Genomic DNA, 21,225 nt, shown 5'->3' with positions numbered 1-21,225 from the left:
AAACCATCAGGGCATGAACCTGTAGCCGATGCCGGCCTCGGTGAGCAGGTGGCGCGGGCTGGCGGTATCCGGCTCCAGCTTGCGCCGCAGCTGCGCCATGTATACCCGGAGGTAGTTGGTCTCCTTGGCGTAGGCCGGACCCCAGACCCTGGAGAGCAGCTGCTGCTGGGTGATGAGCATTTCCGGATTGCGGACCAGAACCTCCAGAATCTTCCATTCCGTGGGGGTCAGCCGGACGTCCGCGTCGTCCCTGGTCACCCGGTGCTTGGCCAGGTCCACGGTGAAGGCGTCGGTCCTGACCACTGCTTCGCGCTCCGGTTCGACGCTGCGGCGCAGCAGCGCCCGGAGCCGGGCCAGGAGCTCGTCGAGGCCGAACGGTTTGGTGATGTAGTCATCCGCGCCGGCGTCGAGAGCCTCGACTTTGTCTTCGGAGCCGTGCCTGGCGGAGAGCACCAGGACCGGCGCGCTGCTGAACCCGCGCAGCTCCTTGAGGACACGGGTCCCGTCAATATCAGGCAGGCCGAGGTCCAGGATGATGAGTGAGAGCGGGTTCTGGGTGGCGGCCAGCAGCGCCGAGGTCCCGTCCACGGCGGTGGTGACGGTGTAGCCGTGGGCCTGCAGGGTAATGCGCAGGGCCCGCAACAGGTGCGGGTCGTCGTCGACGACCAGGACGGCCGTCATGCGGTGTCCGGTCCGGACGTAAGGGGCAACGCATGACCGCGGCGCGCCACCAGCGACCGGGGCTCGAACGGGGCCTGGGCGCGGTGCCCGTCATATGGGGTTCCCGTGGACAACGGAAGCCGGATAATCATCGTCAGCCCTCCGCCCGGTGTGGCTTCTGCGGTCAGGCTGCCACCCATGGCATCCGTGAACCCCTTCGCCACCGCAAGCCCGAGCCCGATCCCGGTGGTTTGCGGGGTGTCGTCGAGCCGCTGGAAGGGCCGGAACATTTCCAGGACGCTCTCCGCCGGGATTCCCCGGCCGTGATCGATGACCCGAAGCTCCCCGGCAGGGCGCCCCTCGAGAGTCGCAGGGCTGAGGCCGCCAGCCGCCCCAACAAGGACGATGTCCGAATCTGGAGCGTATTTCACGGCATTCTCGACGATGTTCGCAATCACCCGTTCCAGCATGCCGGGGTCGGCGTCGACCTCCGGCATGTTCGGAGGCAGGTCCACGCGCACCCGGCCCGCGGGGACGGCGCTCAGGGAACCCGGTATGACCTCGTACCACCGCACGGGTTTGAGCAGGGGATTGACGGCATCCGAGGTGATCCGGGACATGTCCAGCAGATTGCCCACCAGCGCGTCCAACCGGTCCGAACACTCCTCGATCGTTGCCAGCAGTTCGTGTTCCTCTTCCTTGGTGTAATGGACGTCGTCGTGGCGCAGCCCGCCGACGGCAAGCTTGATCCCGGCCAAGGGGGTGCGCAAGTCGTGGGAGACTGCGCGGAGGATGGAGGTCCGCATCGTGTTGCTTTCGGCCAATCGCAGCATCTCCCGCCGGCTGGTCACCAACTGTTGGCGTTCCAGCTGGGCCGCCAGATGAACACCGAACGCGCCGAGGAGACGTCGGTCGCTGGCCGGCAGAATCCGTCCGAAGAGCACCAGGCGCGTGGAAGCGTCGATTTCTTCGACGTTGTCGCCGGTGGCATCGTCCCCTGGCGCGCCGGCGGGCAGGGCCGGAATTTCTCCCACGGCGGCCTGAAGTTGCCATCGCCGGTCTGGTCCTGCGCCGCTGTCGCCGTCCGCGAGGCCGTAGCCAAGGCTGAAAACAGCAGCACCGCGCACCTGGAAGACGCTCAGGGCTTGCTCCAGCAATGCCTGAACCGTGTCATCCGAGCCGACGGCACTGCGCGTCAGGTCACCGAGCGTCGTGGCTTCGGCGCGGGCCCGCGCGGCCTCTTTGGAGCGGCGGGCCGATAGGTCGACCACAACGGCAACGGCGGCTGAGACGCCCACAAACACCAGCAGGGCCAGGAAGTTCTGGGGATCGCTGATGGTGAGGTTGCCCAACGGCGGGGTTGAAAAGTAGTTCACCAGAAGGCTGCTCCACAGTGCGGCCAGGATGGCCGGCCACAATCCGCCGATCAGCGCCACCGCCACTGAACCGGTGAGCTGGACCAGCATGGCCGCGGCCACGTTCCGCTCCGGGTTCAGGAGCGACAGCAAGAGTTGCAGGACCACCGGGAGCAGCACCGCAAAGCCGAACCCGACGGCGACCCGGACCCGGCCCAAGTCGCGCTGCCGTGACGGGCGGGTTCCGCGGCCGCCGAGGGGGTGGGAGACCATATGGACATCGATGTCGCCTGAATCGCGGACTACCCGGGTGCCTACTCCGCCGCCGAGGAGGTTTCCGATCAGCCCGGCGATCTTCTTGTGCCGGGAGATGCCAACGACGATTTGGGTCGCGTTGACGCTGCGGGCGAAGTCCAGCAGGGCGGCGGCCGGATCCTCCCCGGTCACGATGTGGTAGCTGCCGCCCAGGTCCAGGATGAGGTGGCGCTGGGCCTCAAGCGCCTGGGGGGATTCGCCGGCAACGCCGTCAGCGGCACGGACGTGGACCGCCAGCAGGTCCCCGCCGTTGACCCGGTTGAGGATGCGGGCCCCCCGGCGGATCAGGACTTCCCCTTCCGGGCCGCCGGTCAGCCCGACGACGATCCGCTCCCGGGCTGGCCAGCTTTCATCGATGCCCTGTTCGGCCCGGTACTTGGCGAGGCCCTCGTCCACCCGGTCGGCCAGCCACAGCAAGGCAAGTTCGCGCAGCGCCGTGAGGTTGCCCAGCCGGAAGTAGTTCGAGAGGGCCGCGTCGATCTTGTCGGCCGCGTAGATCTTGCCGTCGCCCAGGCGCTGGCGGAGCAGCTCGGGGGAGATGTCCACGAGGTGGATCTGATCCGCTCGGCGGACAACGTCGTCGGGCACCGTCTCCGCCTGGCGGACGTCGGTGATGGCGCTGACGACGTCCCCCAAGGACGCCAGATGCTGGATGTTGACCGTGGAGAGAACATTGATGCCGGCGTCGAGGAGCACGGCAACGTCCTGCCAACGCTTGGGATTCCGGCTACCCGGGACATTGGAATGGGCGTATTCGTCCACAACCGCGGTCCCTGGCGCCCGGGCCAGGACCGCGTCAAGGTCCATCTCCTCAAACTCCGTGTCCCGGTAGGGCAGCCTCCTGGGCGGGATGACTTCGAGTCCCTCCAGCAGCGCCCGCGTCTCGCTGCGGCCGTGGTCCATGGCGAACGCGACGACGACGTCCTCGCCGCGCTTGCCGAGCCGGTGGGCTTCTTCGAGCATCTCGTAGGTCTTGCCCACACCCGGCGCGGCGCCCAGGAAGATCCGCAGCGTTCCACGTGCCATGCCGTCATTCTCTCACTTGGATTGTGCCGGCTGCGACGGCCGTGCGGCCGCCGCCACGGCGAGGTTGAGGGCAGTCACGTTGACTGACGGCTGGCCGAGAAACGCGACTAACCCACTGCTGGTGTGCTGCTCCACCAGGGAGGCAACGGCGTCGGCGCCCAGGCCGTTCGCTGCCGCCACCCGCGCCGTCTGAACCCTGGCGTACTCGGGTGAAATGTCCGGGTCCAGTCCGGAACCGCTGGCGGTCACGGCGTCGGCGGGCACCGTTGCCGGATCCACGCCTTCAGCCGCGGCGACGGCGGACCGGTTGGCGGTCACGCCGTCGAGCAGTTTCGAATCGTTGGGCCCCAGATTGCTGGCGGAGGACGACGCCGGATCCCACTTCGCAGCCGAAGGGCGGGCGTGGAACCAGCGGGGGTCCTGGACACCGGAATCGTTGGCCGCGGCCTGGACAATCAGGGCGGACGCGGCCGGGGCGCCGGCGCTGTCTTTGAGGATGGAGCCGTTGGCCTGGTACGGGGCGATCAGTTGTCCGGTTCCGAAGACGGCGAGCGGGTACGCAAGGCCGAGGACCAGGGTGGCGAAGAGCAAGAACCGAAGGGCCGTGCCTGCCTGCCGGAGGTAGCCAGTGAGAGTGTTCATAGGGATTTTCCTAGCCGATTCCTGGGATGAGGGAGATCAACATGTCGATGATCTTGATGCCGATGAAGGGTGCAATCAGGCCGCCGAGCCCGTAGATCAGCAGGTTCCGGGCCAGTGCCTGGTTGGCGGAGACGGCACGGTATTTGACCCCCCGAAGCGCGAGCGGAACCAACGCGATGATGATCAGGGCGTTGAAGATCACCGCGGACAGGATGGCTGAAGACGGGGTGGCCAGGCCCATGATGTTCAGCAGCCCTAGCCCCGGGAAGGCGGCGGCAAAAAGGGCCGGGACGATCGCGAAGTACTTGGCGACGTCGTTGGCGACCGAGAAGGTGGTCAGGGCGCCGCGGGTGATGAGCAGTTGCTTGCCGATGCCGACGATGTTGATGAGTTTGGTGGGGTCGGAGTCGAGGTCCACCATGTTGGCAGCGTCCTTCGCGGCGGGGGTTCCGGAGTTCATGGCGACGCCCACGTCCGCGGCGGCCAGCGCCGGGGCGTCGTTGGTGCCGTCCCCGGTCATGGCCACGAGCCGGCCTGCGGCCTGCTCCTTCTTGATGACCGCGAGCTTGTCCTCCGGGGTTGCTTCGGCCAGAAAGTCATCGACGCCGGCCTCGGCGGCGATCGCCTTGGCGGTGATGGGGTTGTCGCCGGTGATCATGACGGTCCGGATGCCCATTTGCCGCAGTTCGGCGAAGCGGGCATGCATGCCGGGTTTGACGACGTCGGCGAGGTGGATGGTTCCAAGGACGTCGGCGCTGCCGTCCTTGCCCACCTGGGCGACCAGGAGAGGTGTGCCGCCCTGGGCCGAGATTTCCGTGACCCGGTGCTCGACCTCCGCCGGGGAGTGCCCGCCGTACTCGGCAACGAAGGCCGCAACCGTGGAGGCGGCGCCCTTGCGGATCTGCCGGCCGTCAAGGTCCAACCCGCTCATGCGCGTGCTGGCGCTGAAGGGGACGACGGCAAAGTCGCTGGCGCTATGTTCAAGGGTGGTCAGATCGGCCCCGGTCACGCCCTTGTCCGCGGCGAGGTCCACGATGGAGCGCCCCTCGGGGGTTTCGTCGGCCAGGCTGCAGACCCGGGCCGCTTCGATGAGTTGGGTCCGGTCCACGTGGTTGGCGGGGAAGAAATTGACGGCGCGGCGGTTGCCGTAGGTGATGGTTCCGGTCTTGTCCAGCAGCAGGGTGGTGATGTCTCCGGCGGTTTCCACGGCACGGCCGGAGGTGGCGAGCACGTTGTGCTGGACCAGCCGGTCCATGCCGGCGATGCCAATGGCCGGGACCAGGGCCCCGATGGTGGTGGGGATCAGGCAGACCAGCAGTGCGACCAGCACGATCGGGGACGGCGTGGCGCCGGCGAGGGCGGCGAACGGTGCCAGTGACATGGTGACGGCCAGGAAGACGATGGTCAGGGACACCAGCAGTACGTGGAGCGCGATTTCGTTGGGAGTCTTCTGCCGCACGGCGCCCTCGACAAGCCTGATCATCCGGTCGATGAAGGTTTGGCCCGGCTCTGCGGTGATGCGGATGACGATCCGGTCCGAGAGGACCTTCGTGCCGCCGGTGACGGAGGACCGGTCTCCGCCGGATTCGCGGATGACCGGGGCTGATTCGCCCGTGATGGTGGATTCGTCGACGCTGGCCAGGCCTTCGATGATTTCGCCGTCCGAGGGAATGACGTCCCCGGCCTCGCAAACCACGACGTCTCCGCGCCGCAACTCCGTCCCCGGCAGGTCCCGGGTGGCGCCGTCGGGCTGCCGGAGCCGGGCCTGGACGCCCTTGCGGCTGGCGCGCAGGCTGTCGGCCTGGGCCTTGCCCCGGCCCTCGGCGATGGATTCGGACAGGGTGCCGAAGAGGACGGTGAGCCACAGCCAGGCCGTCACGGCGATGCCGAACACGGACGGCCGGTACACCGAGATCGCGGTGCACAGGCCGGCCCCGACCAGCACGATGAACATGACCGGGGAATGGATCATCTGCCGCGGGGAGAGTTTCCTGACCGCGAGGGGCAGGGCGGCTATGACGGACGTGAGTGTCAGTTTTGCCGGGGCTTTGGTGTGGTGCTTGTGCTCGCCGGGGGTGCCAAGGGGGTTTCCGTCGGCGTAGGTCAGGGCTTCGGTGTCCGTGGCTAACGCCGTGTGGGACCGGGTCATTTGAGGAGTCCTTCTGCGAGGGGGCCCAGGGCAAGGGCCGGGAAGTAGCTCAGGGCGGTCAGGATTACCGTCACGCCGACCAGCAGCGAGCCGAACAGCGGGCCGTGGGTGGGGACGGTGCCGGCGGACGTGGGAACCTTGCCCTGACGGGCGAGGGAGCCGGCCAGGGCGATCACCAGGACGATCGGGAGAAAGCGGCCCAGCAGCATCGCCAGGCCCATCATGACCGAGAGGTATGGGCCCGACGTGGTGATGCCGCCGAACGCGGAGCCGTTGTTGTTGGCCCCGGAGGTGAAGGCGTAAAGCGCTTCGCTGAACTGGTGCGGGCCGGTGGCTGGGGCGTTGGCCATGGCGTCCGGCAGCAGGACGGTGATGCCGGCGAGGGCCAGCACCAGGCTCGGGGTGACGAGGATGTACATGGCGGCGAGTTTCATTTCCGTCGGTCCGATCTTCTTGCCCAGGTACTCCGGGGTGCGCCCGACCATGAGGCCGGCGATGAAGACGGAAATGATGGACAGGATCAGCAGGCCGTAGAGCCCGGACCCGGTTCCGCCGGGGGCGACTTCGCCGAGCATCATGTTCACCATGGCCACTCCGCCGGCCAGCGGCGGCAGGGAATCGTGGGCGGTGTTGACGGCGCCGGTGGAGGTCAGGGTGGTGGACGTCGCGAAGATCGCGCTGGGCACGGGGCCGAAGCGCTGTTCGAAGCCTTCGCCGAGGCCACCGGCGGCGGCCGTCGCGGTTCCCTGGCCGGCAGCGACGGCCCAGCCCATCAGCGAAATCGAAGCCAGCCACAGGGTGCCCATCACGGCGACGACCGTGTAGCCCTGCCGCTGGTCGCCCACCATCCGGCCGAAGGCATACGGGAGGGCGGAGGGGATGAGCAGGAGCAGGAACACCTCAAAGAGGCTGATGAAGGCGTTGGGGTTTTCAAACGGGTGGGCGGAGTTCGCGTTAAAGTAGCCGCCGCCGTTGGTCCCGAGCTCCTTGATGGCTTCCTGGGAGGCGACGGGGCCGCCGGGAATGCTCTGCGAAAGGCCCGTGGCCTGGTTGGTGACCTCGGTGGACCAGAAATTCTGCACCACTCCGCCGAGGACCATCACCACTGCCGCGACGAACGCCAGCGGCAGCAGGACCCGGAACGTCGTCCGGGTCAGGTCCACCCAGAAGTTGCCCAGCCGCTGTGTCCGTGTGCGGGCAATGCCCCGGATCAGGGCGACGGCGACCACGATGCCGACGGCGGCGGAGAGGAAGTTCTGCACCGCCAGCAGACACATCTGCACGAAGATGCCTACCGTGGTCTCGGGGACGTAGGTCTGCCAGTTCGTGTTGGTCACAAAGGAAATAGCGGTGTTCATGGCCACCCACGGGTCGACGCCGGGCAGCGAACCGCTGCCGGGCAGGACGCCCTGCAGCCGTTGGAGGCCGAACACGGCCAGGATCGAGACGGCCGAGAACGCTAGAACGCTGCGCAGGTAGACCGGCCAGGTCTGCTCGGTGCCGGCGTCGACCCCGGCCAGCCGGTAGAAGAGGCGCTCGGCCCGGGCTGACGTCGTGCCCTCGAAAACCCGGGCCAGGTAGATGCCCAGAGGCTTGTGCATGGCCGCCAGGACAATGAGTAGCGCCGCCACCTGGACAGCAAAGGACGCAGGGTTGAAGGTCATGATCCGTTCACCACTTTTCCGGATGGATCAGGACGGCCAGCAGGTAGCCGAAGAGGCACAGCCCTGCCAGCAACAGAACGAGCCACATCACCGCATCGGCGCTCACTTGCCACCCTCCGGCCGGTCATCGGCACTGCCGACCATCCCGGCCAGGACGTGGCCGATCCACATTACGAATCCCATCGACAGCATCAGGATTCCGATCACAGCCAAATCAGCCATTGGGCATTCCTTTCCTCGGTGTCCCCGTTGGGAGACAGCTCCAGTCAAACCCCGTCGCCGGCCCGAACCGGCGGTTTTAACGCTTCCTTGATGGTTGCGGCCTGGATCTTGATGCCGCATTAGCGGTGGCGGGTCCGGCGAGGCCGGCGACGCGCGGGAACCCGGACGGGCACCCGAAGCGCCGGTTTGAGGGCCGCGTTAAGGAACCATCAGGATTGTTCGCCGGACGGTAGCGGCGGCCTCCGGGGCTGGTAGCGTCTCGGACGGAAGCGGCGCGGTGTGCCGCGTGGAAAGGACATCATGACCACCCTCAGCCGGCCCCCGGCAGACCCCTCCGCGCCGCGGCCCGGCGCCGGGGAACACTTCAGGAACTGGCTGCTGTTCGGCCTCCAAGACGCCAAGGGAATCCACCAGGGGCCCGGGGCCGTGAGCGACAGCCACCTGAAAAAGCACTCGTGGTGGCAGGTCATGTGCCTGACCGGCGTGGACTACTTCTCCACCCTGGGCTACCAGCCCGCCATCGCCGCGCTCGCGGCCGGCGTGATTTCGCCGCTGGCCACCCTGGTCCTGGTGGCCGTGACCTTGCTGGGCGCACTGCCCGTGTACCGCCGGGTGGCCGGCGAAAGCCCGCGCGGTGAAGGGTCCATCGCCATGCTGGAGCGGCTGCTGCCACGTTGGGGCGGGAAACTCCTGGTCCTGGTCCTGCTCGGCTTCGCCGCCACCGACTTCATGATCACCATGACGCTTTCCGCCGCGGACGCGACCGCCCACGCCATCGAGAACCCCCTCGCCCCCGAGTGGATGCAGGGCCAGAACGTCGCCGTCACGCTGTTCCTGCTGGCTCTGCTCTCCGCGGTGTTCCTGCGCGGTTTCAAGGAGGCGATCGGCGTCGCCGTCGTCCTGGTGGGCATTTACCTCGGGCTGAACGTCGTCGTGGTCATCACAACGATCATCGAGGTCCTGCAGCACCCGGTGGCGGTCGACAACTGGTGGCTGGCCCTGACCACCCAGCACGGGAGCCCGCTGATGGTGGTGGGCATCGCGCTGCTCGTGTTCCCCAAGCTGGCCCTGGGCCTGTCCGGCTTCGAGACCGGCGTCGCCGTGATGCCGCAGATCCGCGGCCACGCCAAGGACACCGAGGAGAACCCCCAGGGCCGGATCAAGGGTGCACGCCGGCTGCTGACGACGGCGGCCCTGATCATGAGCGCGTTCCTCGTCACCACGAGCTTCACCACAGTGGTCCTGATCCCGGCGCAGGAGTTCCAGCCCGGCGGGCAGGCGAACGGCCGCGCCCTGGCTTATCTGGCGCACGAATACCTGGGAAACGGATTCGGCACCGTCTACGATCTGAGCACCATCGCCATCCTGTGGTTCGCCGGCGCCTCCGCCATGGCCGGGCTGCTGAACCTCGTGCCGCGCTATCTGCCCCGGTACGGCATGGCTCCGGAATGGGCCCGGGCGGTCAGGCCGCTGGTTTTGGTGTTCACCCTGGTGGGGTTCCTGATCACCTGGCTGTTCGACGCCGACGTCGATGCCCAGGGCGGCGCCTACGCCACCGGCGTCCTGGTCCTGATGACGTCGGCGGCGATTGCCGTGACGCTGTCCGCGCGCAGCCACCAGCAGCGTAAGCGCAGCATCGGCTTCGGCATCATCGCCGTCGTGTTCATCTACACCACGGTGGCGAACATCTTCGAGCGGCCCGAAGGCATCCGGATCGCGGCCTTCTTCATCCTCGGGATCATCGTGATCTCCCTGCTCTCGCGCATCCGGCGCTCCTTCGAGCTCCACGCCACGCATGTGCGCATGGACACCCCGGCTCTGGAATTCCTGGCCGCCAATGAATCCGGCCCCATCGCGATCATCGCCCACGAACCGCTGCGGCTCACTGCCCAGGCGTACCTGGACAAGCTCACGTCCGCCATCGAGGTCAGCCACCTCCCGCTGGACTCCCAGGCGCTGTTCCTGGAAGTAGTGGTGGACGACTCCTCGGACTTCGAGACCGCGCTCGAGGTCCGCGGGGTCACCCGGCACGGATACCAGATCCTGGAGGTCCACGGGCCCGTTGTTCCGAACACGATCGCCTCCGTGCTGCTGCACATCCGCGACGTCACCGGGCTGATGCCGCACATCTACTTCCGCTGGACGGAGGGAAACCCGTTCACCAACCTCCTGCGGTTCCTGGCCTTCGGCGAAGGCGAGATCGCCCCGGTGACGCGCGAAGTGTTGCGCGAGGCCGAGCCGGACGTCACCCGGCGTCCGTGGGTCCACGTCGGCTGAGACCGCGCCCGGCGGCAGGCGCAAGGCCACAAGCGCCTCGAACACAAGCGCCTCGAACACAAGCGCCCCTCCGGAGGAATCCTCCGGAGGGGCGTTTGTGGTCTTCGGGGAAAGTGTCCCGGCCAGGCGGCCGGGGCTTTTTCCGGAGTACTTAGAGCGGGCGGATGTTCTCAGCCTGCGGGCCCTTCGGGCCCTGCGTGACGTCGAATTCAACCTTCTGGTTCTCGTCCAGCGAACGGTAGCCGCTGGTAGCGATTGCCGAGTAGTGGGCGAAAACGTCGGCCGACCCGTCATCCGGGGCAATGAAGCCAAAACCCTTTTCGGCGTTGAACCATTTAACTGTGCCTGTAGCCATGCCTTTATCCTTCTGAAATGCTGCTGATCTCCGGCGGCCATAAGGCCAACGGCTGCGGAGACATTCGTCCGCTGTCCCCAACGTACGGTGCGACGGGCCGCGGTGCAAGGGTCTGACGGGGGTCTTCGTCCCGGCCGGCCGCTTTCGTCAGGCCGAGACGGTGGCGTCGAAGAGCGCAATCAGGTCCCGGCTGATCTGGTACGGCGAGGTCTCGGACGGGCTGTGGCCCGCGCGGTAGACCGAAATCCGCGCACCGATCGACTGCGCGAAGCTGCGGTGCAACGCCAGCGGCCAGAGGTCGTGTTCGCCGACTGCGACAAGCTTTGGCAGCGTCGCGGCCGCCAGCACCCGCCGCAGATCCGGGGTGTGCTTCATAAGGCCGATGATGTCGACCACCGAGGCGCGGCGCGTGAACGCGAACCGGCTCCTGACGAACCGCAGCCGCTGCGGCGCCACCCGGGCAATATTGCTGCGGATGCCCCAAATCATTAATGCGGTGCCGACCCTGGAGGTGACCCAGCAGCTGACCCAGCCAGCCAGGCGCACATAACGGAGGCTCTGCCCCGGCTCCGGCGGGCAGCTGATGAGGGTCAGGCTGCGGAACTTTTCTGGCTGCTGGACGAACGCCAGTTGGGCAACCACCGCCGCGAAGGAATACCCCACGACGTGCACCGAGCCTTGGTCGGTGTCCAGCATGGCCAGGAGGTCGTCGCGGAACAGCTCGTAGTCGTAGCAGTTCCGGGGCGGAACGAGGTTTTCGGGCCCGGCCTGGGCGGATTCATACTGCCCGGCGATGTCGCAGCTGAGGACGAAGTAGCCGGCCGCGGCGAGCTCAGGCAGCATGAGGATGAAGTCTTCCTTGGAGCCGGTTGCGCCCGGGACCAGCAGGACGCGCGGCTTCCCAGGATCTCCGGCAGCGATCGTCGCCAAGGTCCCGCTCGGTGCCTCGAACTCACCGCGCATCACGCCTGCCGGAAGGACGGCCCAGTCGAAGTCGGGCAACGCGGCGTCCCGGCGGGCGGCATCGTCCACCAGCCCCGAACCAAAGCCTTCGGGAACCGGGCCGCCCTGTGCGTTACTGCCGGCAGACGCCATCTATCTAACATAGCCCCCGGCTGGCGGCGTGGCGGAGGTCCCGCTGCAATTCGACGGCCCGGCGCCGGCCGGTCCGGAGGTCCACGCTCAGCCAGCCAGGCTGCCGGCGGCCGTCGCGGGGGAGAGCGGGGCATCCACCTGCCGCACCGTTCCGGCCGATCCGTCCACGGTCACGGTCTCACCGGTCCGCAAACGGGTGGTCGCGTCCGGCACGCCCACCACCGCCGGGATGCCGTATTCGCGGGCCACCACGGCGCCGTGCGAGATCACCCCGCCCATTTCCATCACCAGGGCGCCGGCTGTCATGAACAGCGGCGTCCAGCCGGGGTCGGTGGAGGGTGCCACGAGGATTTCCCCGGGCTCGAGGTGCGCGCCCACCGGATCCAGGATGACGCGGACCGTTCCGGTGGCGGTGCCGGCCGACGCCGGTGTCCCGGCGAGGGCGCCGGAAGCGGGGGACTTGGCCATCACGGCCGCCTCCACGTCCGTGCCGTCGGAGAGCAGGAGCCGGGGAATCCGGCGCCGGCGTAGTTCGACGTCGTAGATCCGGTGGCGGCCCGCGACGATGCCCTTCAGGTCGGCACCCCGCAAACCCACACGGACCTCGTCGAATTCCAGGAAATACACGTCGTCCGCGGCGGCGATCGCACCGGACCGGGCCAGCTCGATGCCGATCGCGTTGAGCTGGCGGTGCATTTCCGCGAGGGCGAGGATGATGTAGAACTTGGGCAGTTCGCGCAGTCCGGACAGCTGGCGGGTCCGGCGCAGGCAGAATTCCACCAGCCGGGCACGGATCCGGCCACGGGCCCTGGTCCGTTCCACCAGGCTGCGGATCCTGGCCTCGGCATGTTCCTCGGCGCGGGCGAACTGCCGGTCGGGCGCTTGCTCAGGGTCGGCCACATGAAGGTAGTTCGAGATCATCCCGAGGATATGGTCCGGTTTTTCCGACCACCGCGGCATGCCAAGGTCGATCTCTGCCACGGCGCGGTGGCCGTAGCGGTCCAGGAACCCGTGCAGGCCGGTCTGTGCCACTGCGGGCAGCGAGCCGGCCTTGTACAGGGCGGCCAGTTCCCTTGGCCCGTGGGCCAGGAACACTTCCCGGGACGCGGCATTCGCGCCGACGGTGACGGCCAGTTGCCAGAGTTCGAGGTCCATCTCGGTGGTGACATTGTTGGGCAGACCCCGCAACACGGCCTCGAGTTCCCGCGGTGCCGCGATGCCGCGCAGCAGCCTGCGCGCCCCGGCCAGCATGAGGTACCCAACGGACGGTCCGGGCAGCGTCGCCAGGATCAGCCCGTCCACGGTGTTCTCCAGGATGCGCTGGGCGTGATCGAGCCGGCCAAAAGTGGTGGCCGGTTCCGGCAGGACAAGTTCGGATTGAAGGCGATCTCCGTAATCGAAGGCGCGGCGCAGTTCGGCGGACGGCCGCACCGCGGCCCGCACCAGGGACGGAAGCAGCCGGACCGTCAGGCCCAGGCCGGCCATGGTTCCGGGATCGCGCCCTGCGCTATTGCCCGCTGCGCCGCTGCCGGTCCCCGGCCGCCGGGGGGCCAGCCTGCCCGCCGCGCCGTGCCGTGGCCGCCGGGACGGCCGTTTGCGCACGCCGAACCGCGGGTCATCCAGGAGTGCCGGAAAAACCGCGCCGGACCTGCCGTCCGCCAGCGGAAGCATGCGCAGCAGGTAGCGGCGGCCGTACCTGTTGCGCACCATGGGCGTCACGTCCACATACATCCGCAATCCCGGGTTGACGTACCGCCACGGCCCGTTGCGGTTCCGCATTGAGCCCAGCACGGAGAGCCCCATGGGGGTCAGGGGCCTGGTCAGGCCCTGGAGCAAGGTGCCGCACAGGTAGACGTGGGGGTCGACGTCGGCTCCTGCCTCCGCGCCCAGCGGTTCGGCGGCCGCAGGCTCCGGCAGCGGATACAACGTGGTGATGGGCCGCGACTGGGTCACCCAGATCCTGCCCGCGGCGTCGATCACCCATTCCACATCCTGGGGTGCCCCGAACAGCCGCTGGACGGTATCGCCGAGGGCCGTGAGTTCGCGGATCCGGGCGTCGTCCAGGCTCGGCCGCCGCCGGACTGACGTCCCCTTCGGTGAACGGAGGAGGATGCGTCCCGTGGCCGTATCCACGACGAAATGGTCCGGGTTGACGCTGCCGGAGACCACCGCCTGGCCGGGCCCGGCGCTCGCATCGATGACCGTTTCGGTCCGGGTGCCCGTCACGGGATTGGCGGTGAAGAGCACGCCGGCGCTGGTGGCGGTGATGAGGTCCTGGACGACGACGGCGAGGCCCACCTCACGGTGGCTGATCCCGTTGGCGGCGCGGTAGGCCACAGCCCGTTCGGTCCAGAGTGAGGCCCAGCAGCGCCGGACCGACTCGACCACGGCGTCGGCTCCGGAGATGTTCAGGAAGGAATCCTGCTGGCCGGCGAAGCTGGCGAAGGGCAGGTCCTCGGCGGTGGCGGAGGATCTGACTGCCACTGTGGCCCGGTTGCCGAGCACTGCATACGCGCCGCGAAGGGCGGCATCGACGTCGGCGGGAATCGGCGCGGTCACGATCATTTCCCGCGCCTGCCGGGCCAGTTCGCCCAGGTCCGGTCCGGGCCGGTGCAACCCGGGGCGGCCTGGCTGGCCGGGGCGGGATTCGCCGTCGTCTGTTTCGCCGTTGTTCGACGGGTGGGGCTGCGCGGCGTCCAGCCGGGCCGCCAGCGCGTCGAGTTCGGCCGGGGCCGCCTTCCGGTAGGCAACCGTGGTGAGGCAGAATCCGCGGGGTACGCGGAACCCGGCGGTCGTGAGCTTGCCGAGGTTCAGGGCCTTTCCGCCCACGAGCGGCAGGGGAGCGGAACCCAGTGCGCTGAGATCCATGACGAGACTTTCCGGCGCCCTGCCATCTGCAGAACCCATTTCCCTGCTCCCACGTCCTGTCCGCGTCTTCAAGCCACGTGTTCACGCCACGTATTCAAGCCGCGGGCGGCCGCCGGGTCCTCAGTCCGGCGGCGCGGCGGCACCTCTGCCAAGCGAGCCTGCCGGCCTACTGGCCGGCGTCGGCCTCGCCGGTGTCTTCCCACATAAGATCCAGGTTGCGGAAGACCGGAGGGCCGTCGCACAGGGCGGCCATCTGCGCGGCGAATTCGGAGGTCTCGGGCCGGTTGGAGTTCTCCATGGCCGACTCGTAGGAGTCGAATTCCACGATCGTGAGGTACGTTCCGGGGCGGTCGCGGTCTGCGGTGGCCATGATCCGGCGGAAGGTCGGGGCAGTGGTTCCCTCCGTCCTGGAGGGCCGGCCGAGTTGCTCGATCTCCTCAATGCGGGAGGTCTGAAATTCGATGATCTGCACGAACCTGGCCATGACGGCTCCCTTGACGGCGGCGGATGCTGATGCGCTTCACGCTAGACCCTCGTCCTTGCCCGTGCAAGGGCGGGAGCCAGCAGTACAGCCAGGGCCGGCGCGGGCGGCCGCGCGGGTGCAAGCGCGGCCGCCGTCGAGAGCCCGGCTACGGGGTCAGGAGGACCTTGATGGCGCGCCGTTCGTCCATCGCGCGGTAGGCCTCGGGTGCCTCCTCCAGCGGCATGACCGAGTCGAACACGCGGCCCGGATTGATGGTGCCGTTCAGCACGTCCGCCAGCAGTTCCGGAATGTACGTCCGGGCCGGGGCCATGCCGCCGCCGATCGAGATGTTGGTGTCGAACAGGAAGCGCAGCGGGGCTTCGGCGCCGCCGGTGGGGACGCCGACAAAGCCGAGGGCGCCTCCCGGGCGGACGCTGTGCAGGGCCTGTTCCATGGATTCCTTGGTCCCCACGCACTCCAGCACGGAGTCGGCCAGAACGCCGCCGAGCAGTTCGCGGACCTTGGCGACGCCCTCGTCCCCGCGTTCGGCGACGATGTCCGTGGCCCCGAATTCGCGGGCGATCGCCTGGCGGTCGGCGTGCCGCGACATGGCGATGATCCGCTCCGCGCCGAGGCGCTTGGCGGCCAGGACGCCGCAGAGCCCCACGGCGCCGTCGCCGACCACCACGACCGTCCGGCCGGGACCGGCCTTGGCCGCGAGTGCTGCGTGGTGGCCGGTGGCCATGACGTCGGAGAGCGTGAGCAGGCTGGCGCGGAGGGCGTCGTCCGGGTCGGTGACGCCTGGGACCTTGACCAGCGTGGACTCGGCGAGCGGTACGCGCACGGCCTGGCCCTGGCCGCCGTCGATCCCGTGGCCAGTGTCATCCTTGCCGCCCCAGCCGGCGAGGTGGTCGCAGGCCACCGTGACGCCGTCGAGGCACTGTGGGCACGCGCCGCAGCTGACCACGAACGGAGCGATCACGAAGTCGCCCACGGCGAGGTCTTTGATGTCGTCGCCGACGCTTTCGACCGTCCCGATGAACTCGTGCCCGATCGCGGACGGCTTGTGGGTGGGCTTGACCCCGCGGTACGGCCAGAGGTCCGAGCCGCAGACGCAGGAGGCGGTGACCTTCACGATGACGTCGGTGGGCAGCTGGAGGGTGGGGTAGTCGCGGTCTTCGACTCGGATGTCGCCGGGACCGTGGATGATGGTGGCGCGCATGGGTGCTCCTCGCATTGTGGTGGATGGGCTGGGAACGAGTTTAGTCCCGTGGCATCCCGGCCACGCAGGCGAGGACAAGCAACGCGGGGTCAGATCCGGCCCATTAAGGGCCGTATCTGACCCCCGCGTTGCTTTAGAGGGCTTCGAGCACGCTGACGTAGTTGGCGATGCCCACGCCACCCATGTTCTGCACCGCTGCCCGGCGCGGGTTGGCCAGCTGCATGTCTCCGGCCGTGCCGGTGAGCTGCATCGCGGCGATGACGTGCTGGGAGACGCCGGTGGCGCCGACGGGGTGGCCCTTGGCCTTGAGGCCGCCCGAGACGTTGACCGGCAGCTTGCCGTCCTTGAAGACCCAGCCTTCCTCGAGCGCCCGGGCACCCTGGCCGCGTTCGGTCAGCCCCATGGCCTCATACATGAGCAGTTCGGCAATGGTGAAGCAGTCGTGGACTTCCGCGAAGTCGAGCTCCTCCAGCCCGACGCCGGCCATCCGCAGGGACCGCTGCCAGGAGGCACGTGTGGCGGCGAATTCGGTCGGATCCCGGCGCTCGGCGGGGAAGAAGTCGTTCGCCTGGCCGAAGCCGGCGAGCCGCACCGGCGCGGTTGCCCCGCCGGTCGGGGCGACGCTGAGGACGACGGCGGCGGCGCCGTCGGAGACGGGGGAGCAGTCGGTGCGGCGCAGCGGGTCGGCCACCATCGGGTTCTTGTCCGAGACGGTGCGGCAGAAGTCCTCGCCGAGGTCCTTGCGGAGCTGGGCGTAGGGGTTGTCGACGCCGTTGCGGTGGTTCTTCGCCGCGATGGTGCCCAGGACGTCGCCGAGGCTGCCGGCGCCGTAGCGCTTGCCGTAGTGCTTCGCCACCTCGGCGAAGAGTCCCGTGAACCCGGTGGTGGAGGCCTTGCCGGCCATGTCGTAGTCCGCGCCGAGCAGGGCCGCGCCCACGACGTCGGCCCCGGCCTGCGTCATCTTCTCGGCACCGATCACCAGGACGGTCTTCGCGGTGCCGGCAAGCAGGGACTTGGTGCCCTGCTGGAACGCGGCAGAGCCGGAGGCGCAGGCGTTCTCGACCCTGGTGGAGGGAACGTTGGCCAGCTGATCCGAGACCTGCAATGCGAGGGAGGACGGGAAGGCCAGCGGCATCATGCCGGAGTTGAACTGGCCGAGGTAAATCTCATCGATCTGGCCGGGCTCGATCCCGGCGTTGCCGATCGCCTCGGTGGCGACCTCCACGATCAGGGACTCCAGGGTTTCTTCGCTCAGCTTGCCGAACCGGCTGTGGCCCCAGCCGGTGAGCAGGACGTCCTTGCCGAACTGGTCTTTGAGGCTCATGCCGTCGCTCCTTCAAATTCGAGCGCGACATCGAAGTCGGCTTCGGTTTTTTCGCGGATTTCCTCCACGGTGACGCCCGGCGCGAGGCGCGTGAGCGTGAGCTTCCGCCCGCCGTCTGCTTTGTGCTCATTCTTCACAAGGTCGAAGACCGCGAGGTCGCTGATGATGCGGTCCACGCAGCTGAGCCCGGTGAGGGGCAGCGTGCATTCCTTGACGATCTTGGCGGTGCCGTCCTTGGCGTTGTGCTCGGTGAGGACCACGACGCGCGGGGTGCCGGCCACGAGGTCCATGGCACCGCCCATGCCCTTGACCATCTTGCCGGGGATGGTCCAGTTGGCGAGGTCTCCGTTCCCGGAGACCTGCATGGCGCCCAGGATCGCGACCTTCACGTGACCGCCGCGGATCATGCCGAAGGACGTCGCGGAGTCGAAGATGCTGCCGCCGGGCAGAACCGTGACGGTCTGCTTGCCGGCGTTGATCAGGTCCGCGTCTTCCTCGCCCTCGAAGGGGAACGGGCCCATGCCGAGGAGGCCGTTCTCGCTCTGCAGGACAACGCGGACGCCGTCGGGCAGGTTGTTGGCCACCAGCGTGGGGATGCCGATGCCAAGGTTGACGTAGTCGCCGTCGTTCAGTTCTTCGGCCGCGATTGCGGCCATTTCATCTCGGGTCCAGGCCATGGTGGTTCTCCTTGGAAAGTCAGGGTGCAGGGGTGGGGCGCCAATGCCGGCGCGCCCGGGGTGGGCGGCGCTCGGGCCGGATTAGACGGTGACGGCGGAGGCGGCCTGCGCCGGCTCTGTTTCCGCTGCGGGCCGCGGGCGGACGGTGCGCTGTTCGATGTCCTTGACGCGGCCGCTGGCCTGGACCAGGCGCTGGACGAACACGCCGGGGGTGATGATGTGGTTCGGGTCCAGCTGGCCGGGCTCGACGATCACTTCGGCCTCGGCGACGGTCACGGCGGCGGCCGTGGCGACCACGGGGTTGAAGTTCTGCGCGGTGTACCGGTAGATCAGGTTGCCGTCGGTGTCGGCCGTGTGGGCGTGAACCAGGGCGACGTCGGCCTTGATGGCGCGCTCCTGGACATAGGTCTCGCCGTCGAACTCCGCCAGCGGCTTGCCTTCGGCGACGAGGGTGCCCACGCCGGTCTTCGTGTAGAACGCCGGGATGCCGGCGCCGCCGGCGCGCAGCCGCTCAGCAAGGGTGCCCTGCGGGGTGAACTCCACCTCCAACTGGCCGGCGAGGTACTGCTCGGCGAAGAGCTTGTTTTCCCCAACGTAGGACGCGATGACCTTGCGGACCTGGCCGCCTTCGATCAGGACCCCGAGGCCCTTGCCGTCCACGCCCATGTTGTTGGAGACGACCGTCAGGTCCTTCACCCCGGAATCCCGCACCGCCTCGATCAGATCAGCGGGGATCCCGCTGAGCCCGAAACCGCCGACGGCGAGCGTCATGCCGTCGCGCAGTACGTCCTGCAGAGCGGCCGCTGCCCCGGATTTCACCTTTGACATTGCATCTCCTCATTGAGCTCGTCTTGCTATCCACTCCGGCAATCCACTTTGTGGACTCCATGCCTGAAGAAGGAGCCTATGGTGTGTCACGGACCACTGTCAACGTGGAGTTTCCCCGCAAATTGGCGGAGTTTATAGTGTGGACGCTACCCTTGGCACTATCCATTATGTGGATACCTGATGGTAAAATCGGGTAAAAGCAACGTGGGTGACAGCATCACCCAGTTCCTGGCCGACGTGAGGCAAGCAATGAATACAACCCCCGTCCAGGGCGCCCAGGTGGTCAGCCGGGCAGCCGGCCTGCTGCGCCTGGTCGGCCGGAAGCCGGAGGGCTGCCCCCTGGTGGAGCTCGTGCGCGAATCCGGCCTGACGCGGCCCACCGTGCACCGGCTGCTGAGCTCGCTCGCGGCCGAGGGGCTGCTGGACCAGGACCCGGGCAGCGGCAACTGGGTCCTGGGTCCTGAGATCCTGCTGCTGGGGTCTGTGGCCTCGGCGCGCTTCCCCCTGGAGGACATCGCGAGGCCGAGCCTGCGCCGCCTGGCCGAAGAGACCGGCGAAAGCGCTTTCTTCTCCATCCGCCGCGGCAACGAGACCGTGTGCCTGCTCCGGGAAGAAGGCAGCTTCCCGGTCCGTTCCTTCGTGCTGCACGAGGGGGTGCGGTTCCCGCTGGGCGTCGCCTCCGCAGGCACCGCCATCATGGCCTTCCTGCCGGCACAAGAGCAGGAAGAGCTGCTCGCCAACTGGGCAGCCCACGCCGGCAGCTTTGCGGCCGCGCACACCGCAGCACTGGTTAGGGAGAACCTCGAAGCGACGCGGCAGGCCGGCTATTCGGTCAATCCGGGGCTGGTCCTGGAAGGCAGCTGGGGGATGGGTGCGGCGGTCTTCGACCAGCGGGGGCGCCCCGCCTGGGCGCTGTCCCTGACCGGTATCGAGCCGCGCTTCCGGGAGGACCGGCGTCCGCAGCTGGGGCGGCTGCTCCTGGAAGAAGCGCACCGGATCTCCACGCTGCTGACCCGCTCGCCAGGCGCCTGACCCTGGCCATGGACCCGGTCCGGCTCAGGCTGCCTCGGACGGTTCAACTCGCCGGGCGACTCTTGCGCAGTCGCCGCTTGTGCCAGAAGCTGGCAGCACAGGCCGCATCGCGTCGAGCCGAAGGAGCAAAGCCTCATGAAAGACATCAAGATCTCTTTCGATCACTATGGCAGCCCGGATGTCGTCACGGTTGGCGAGGAGGAACCGCCGGTTCCGGCGGAGATCGAGGTCCAGGTGGAGATCCGCGCCGTCGGCGTCAACCCGGTGGACTGGAAAATCGTTGCCGGCTACCTGGAGCCGTACCTTGCCCTGGACTTCCCTGCAGTTCCCGGTTGTGAGGCGGCAGGAATCGTGACCGCCGTTGGCCCCGGCGTGACCGGCTATGAGGTGGGCGACGACGTCATCTGGAATGGCATTTCCGGGGCCTACCGTGCCCTGGCCAATTTTCCGGCCAGCCAGCTGACGCCAAAACCCGCGGGCATCGATTTTGAGCAGGCCGCGTGTGTCGCGATAGCTGGCGGCACGGCGTATTCGGCGCTGGTTCAGCTTGGCATTGGCGTGGGGGACACGGTCCTCATCCACGGCGCAGCGGGCGGGGTCGGCTCGGCGGCAGTCCAGATCGCGCGGCAGCTCGGCGCCCAGGTCATCGGCACCGCTTCAGAGCAGAACCACGACTATTTGCGCGGCCTCGGCGCCGTGCCGGTGGCCTACGGCGAGGGGTTCGTGGAACGCGTCCGCGCACTGGGCACCATCACCGCCGTCGTGGACACCTTTGGCGGGGAGGAGACGACGACGGCGACGGTCCATTTGCTCGGCGGCCACGGCGCCGCGGTGACCACAGTGCCTGGAAAGGAGACCAACGCCGCCGGAATTGCACCGGTCAGGCTGCTGGACGGACGGGTAGCGGAGGCGGCCCGGCTGTCGGCCGAGGGAAAGCTCCGCTTCAGCATCCAGGAGCGGATTCCCCTCACCGATGCGGCCCGGGCACTGGGCATCAGCCGCGCAGGCCATGTCCAGGGCAAACTCGTGCTGATCCCGTAATTGGAACCCC

General features: G+C 68.2%; 17 protein-coding genes. 3 read left to right on the top strand and 14 right to left on the bottom strand.

Annotated elements, in window-relative coordinates; genetic code table 11:
• Positions 1-6 precede the first annotated feature (6 nt).
• From AC1DRO_RS04355 to AC1DRO_RS04330, 6 genes are read right to left on the bottom strand one after another with little or no spacing between them, the layout of a single operon-like run.
• Positions 7-681: a response regulator gene (locus AC1DRO_RS04355; RefSeq protein WP_476949959.1), complete on the bottom strand. Its 675-nt coding sequence runs from the start codon at positions 679-681 to the stop codon at positions 7-9.
• Positions 678-3,356: a DUF4118 domain-containing protein gene (locus tag AC1DRO_RS04350; protein WP_476949958.1), complete on the bottom strand. Its 2,679-nt coding sequence runs from the start codon at positions 3,354-3,356 to the stop codon at positions 678-680. Before AC1DRO_RS04350 ends, AC1DRO_RS04355 begins: the two co-directional genes overlap by 4 nt.
• A gap of 12 nt (positions 3,357-3,368) precedes the next feature.
• Complete coding sequence (gene kdpC / locus AC1DRO_RS04345; protein ID WP_476949957.1) at positions 3,369-3,998, bottom strand: K(+)-transporting ATPase subunit C; 630 nt, start codon at positions 3,996-3,998, stop codon at positions 3,369-3,371.
• 10 nt (positions 3,999-4,008) lie between these two features.
• On the bottom strand, positions 4,009-6,147 hold the full coding sequence (gene kdpB, locus AC1DRO_RS04340; RefSeq protein ID WP_476949956.1) for a potassium-transporting ATPase subunit KdpB: 2,139 nt from the start codon (positions 6,145-6,147) through the stop codon (positions 4,009-4,011).
• Positions 6,144-7,811 carry a potassium-transporting ATPase subunit KdpA gene (gene kdpA / locus AC1DRO_RS04335; protein ID WP_476949955.1) on the bottom strand — a complete coding sequence of 556 codons (1,668 nt, stop codon included), beginning with the start codon at positions 7,809-7,811 and terminating at the stop codon, positions 6,144-6,146. Before kdpA ends, kdpB begins: the two co-directional genes overlap by 4 nt.
• 7 nt (positions 7,812-7,818) lie before the next feature.
• Positions 7,819-7,917, bottom strand: coding sequence for a potassium-transporting ATPase subunit F (locus AC1DRO_RS04330; RefSeq protein WP_018775954.1), 99 nt, complete (start codon positions 7,915-7,917; stop codon positions 7,819-7,821).
• 416 nt (positions 7,918-8,333) lie between these two features.
• Here AC1DRO_RS04330 and AC1DRO_RS04325 point away from each other — a divergent pair, with 416 nt between their 5' ends.
• Entirely contained in the window at positions 8,334-10,310 is a 1,977-nt protein-coding gene (locus AC1DRO_RS04325; RefSeq protein WP_476949954.1) for an APC family permease, read from the top strand.
• Between the two features lie 151 nt (positions 10,311-10,461).
• Here AC1DRO_RS04325 and AC1DRO_RS04320 read toward each other — a convergent pair whose 3' ends face one another.
• From AC1DRO_RS04320 to AC1DRO_RS04285, 8 genes are all read right to left on the bottom strand, one after another.
• Positions 10,462-10,665 (bottom strand): cold-shock protein, encoded by a 204-nt coding sequence (locus tag AC1DRO_RS04320; protein WP_009357211.1) that lies wholly within the window; start codon positions 10,663-10,665, stop codon positions 10,462-10,464.
• Between the two features lie 147 nt (positions 10,666-10,812).
• Positions 10,813-11,760 carry an alpha/beta fold hydrolase gene (locus AC1DRO_RS04315; RefSeq protein WP_476949953.1) on the bottom strand — a complete coding sequence of 316 codons (948 nt, stop codon included), beginning with the start codon at positions 11,758-11,760 and terminating at the stop codon, positions 10,813-10,815.
• 87 nt (positions 11,761-11,847) lie between these two features.
• On the bottom strand, positions 11,848-14,628 hold the full coding sequence (locus AC1DRO_RS04310) for a PEP/pyruvate-binding domain-containing protein (RefSeq protein ID WP_476949952.1): 2,781 nt from the start codon (positions 14,626-14,628) through the stop codon (positions 11,848-11,850).
• 166 nt (positions 14,629-14,794) lie between these two features.
• On the bottom strand, positions 14,795-15,112 hold the full coding sequence (locus tag AC1DRO_RS04305; RefSeq protein ID WP_079552423.1) for a hypothetical protein: 318 nt from the start codon (positions 15,110-15,112) through the stop codon (positions 14,795-14,797).
• 145 nt (positions 15,113-15,257) lie between these two features.
• Positions 15,258-16,313 (bottom strand): zinc-dependent alcohol dehydrogenase family protein, encoded by a 1,056-nt coding sequence (locus AC1DRO_RS04300; RefSeq protein ID WP_459383703.1) that lies wholly within the window; start codon positions 16,311-16,313, stop codon positions 15,258-15,260.
• A 133-nt stretch (positions 16,314-16,446) separates the two neighbouring features.
• Positions 16,447-17,637: an acetyl-CoA acetyltransferase gene (locus AC1DRO_RS04295; protein ID WP_476949951.1), complete on the bottom strand. Its 1,191-nt coding sequence runs from the start codon at positions 17,635-17,637 to the stop codon at positions 16,447-16,449.
• A complete protein-coding gene (locus AC1DRO_RS04290; RefSeq protein WP_459383705.1) occupies positions 17,634-18,314 on the bottom strand; it encodes a CoA transferase subunit B in 681 nt (226 codons plus the stop codon). The genes AC1DRO_RS04295 and AC1DRO_RS04290 overlap by 4 nt, the downstream gene beginning before the upstream one ends.
• Before the next feature lie 81 nt (positions 18,315-18,395).
• Complete coding sequence (locus AC1DRO_RS04285) at positions 18,396-19,142, bottom strand: CoA transferase subunit A (RefSeq protein WP_476949950.1); 747 nt, start codon at positions 19,140-19,142, stop codon at positions 18,396-18,398.
• Positions 19,143-19,391: 249 nt separating this feature from the next.
• Between AC1DRO_RS04285 and AC1DRO_RS04280 the strand changes: the two genes are divergently transcribed.
• Positions 19,392-20,174, top strand: coding sequence for an IclR family transcriptional regulator (locus tag AC1DRO_RS04280; RefSeq protein WP_230010098.1), 783 nt, complete (start codon positions 19,392-19,394; stop codon positions 20,172-20,174).
• A 135-nt stretch (positions 20,175-20,309) separates the two neighbouring features.
• On the top strand, positions 20,310-21,215 hold the full coding sequence (locus tag AC1DRO_RS04275) for an NADP-dependent oxidoreductase (protein ID WP_476949949.1): 906 nt from the start codon (positions 20,310-20,312) through the stop codon (positions 21,213-21,215).
• The last annotated feature ends 10 nt before the right edge of the window (positions 21,216-21,225 follow it).

This window comes from Arthrobacter sp. P4_F11, assembly GCF_056401395.1.
The sequence above is the reverse complement of the archived record's forward strand: the minus strand, read 5'-3'. Positions and strand labels throughout refer to the sequence as shown.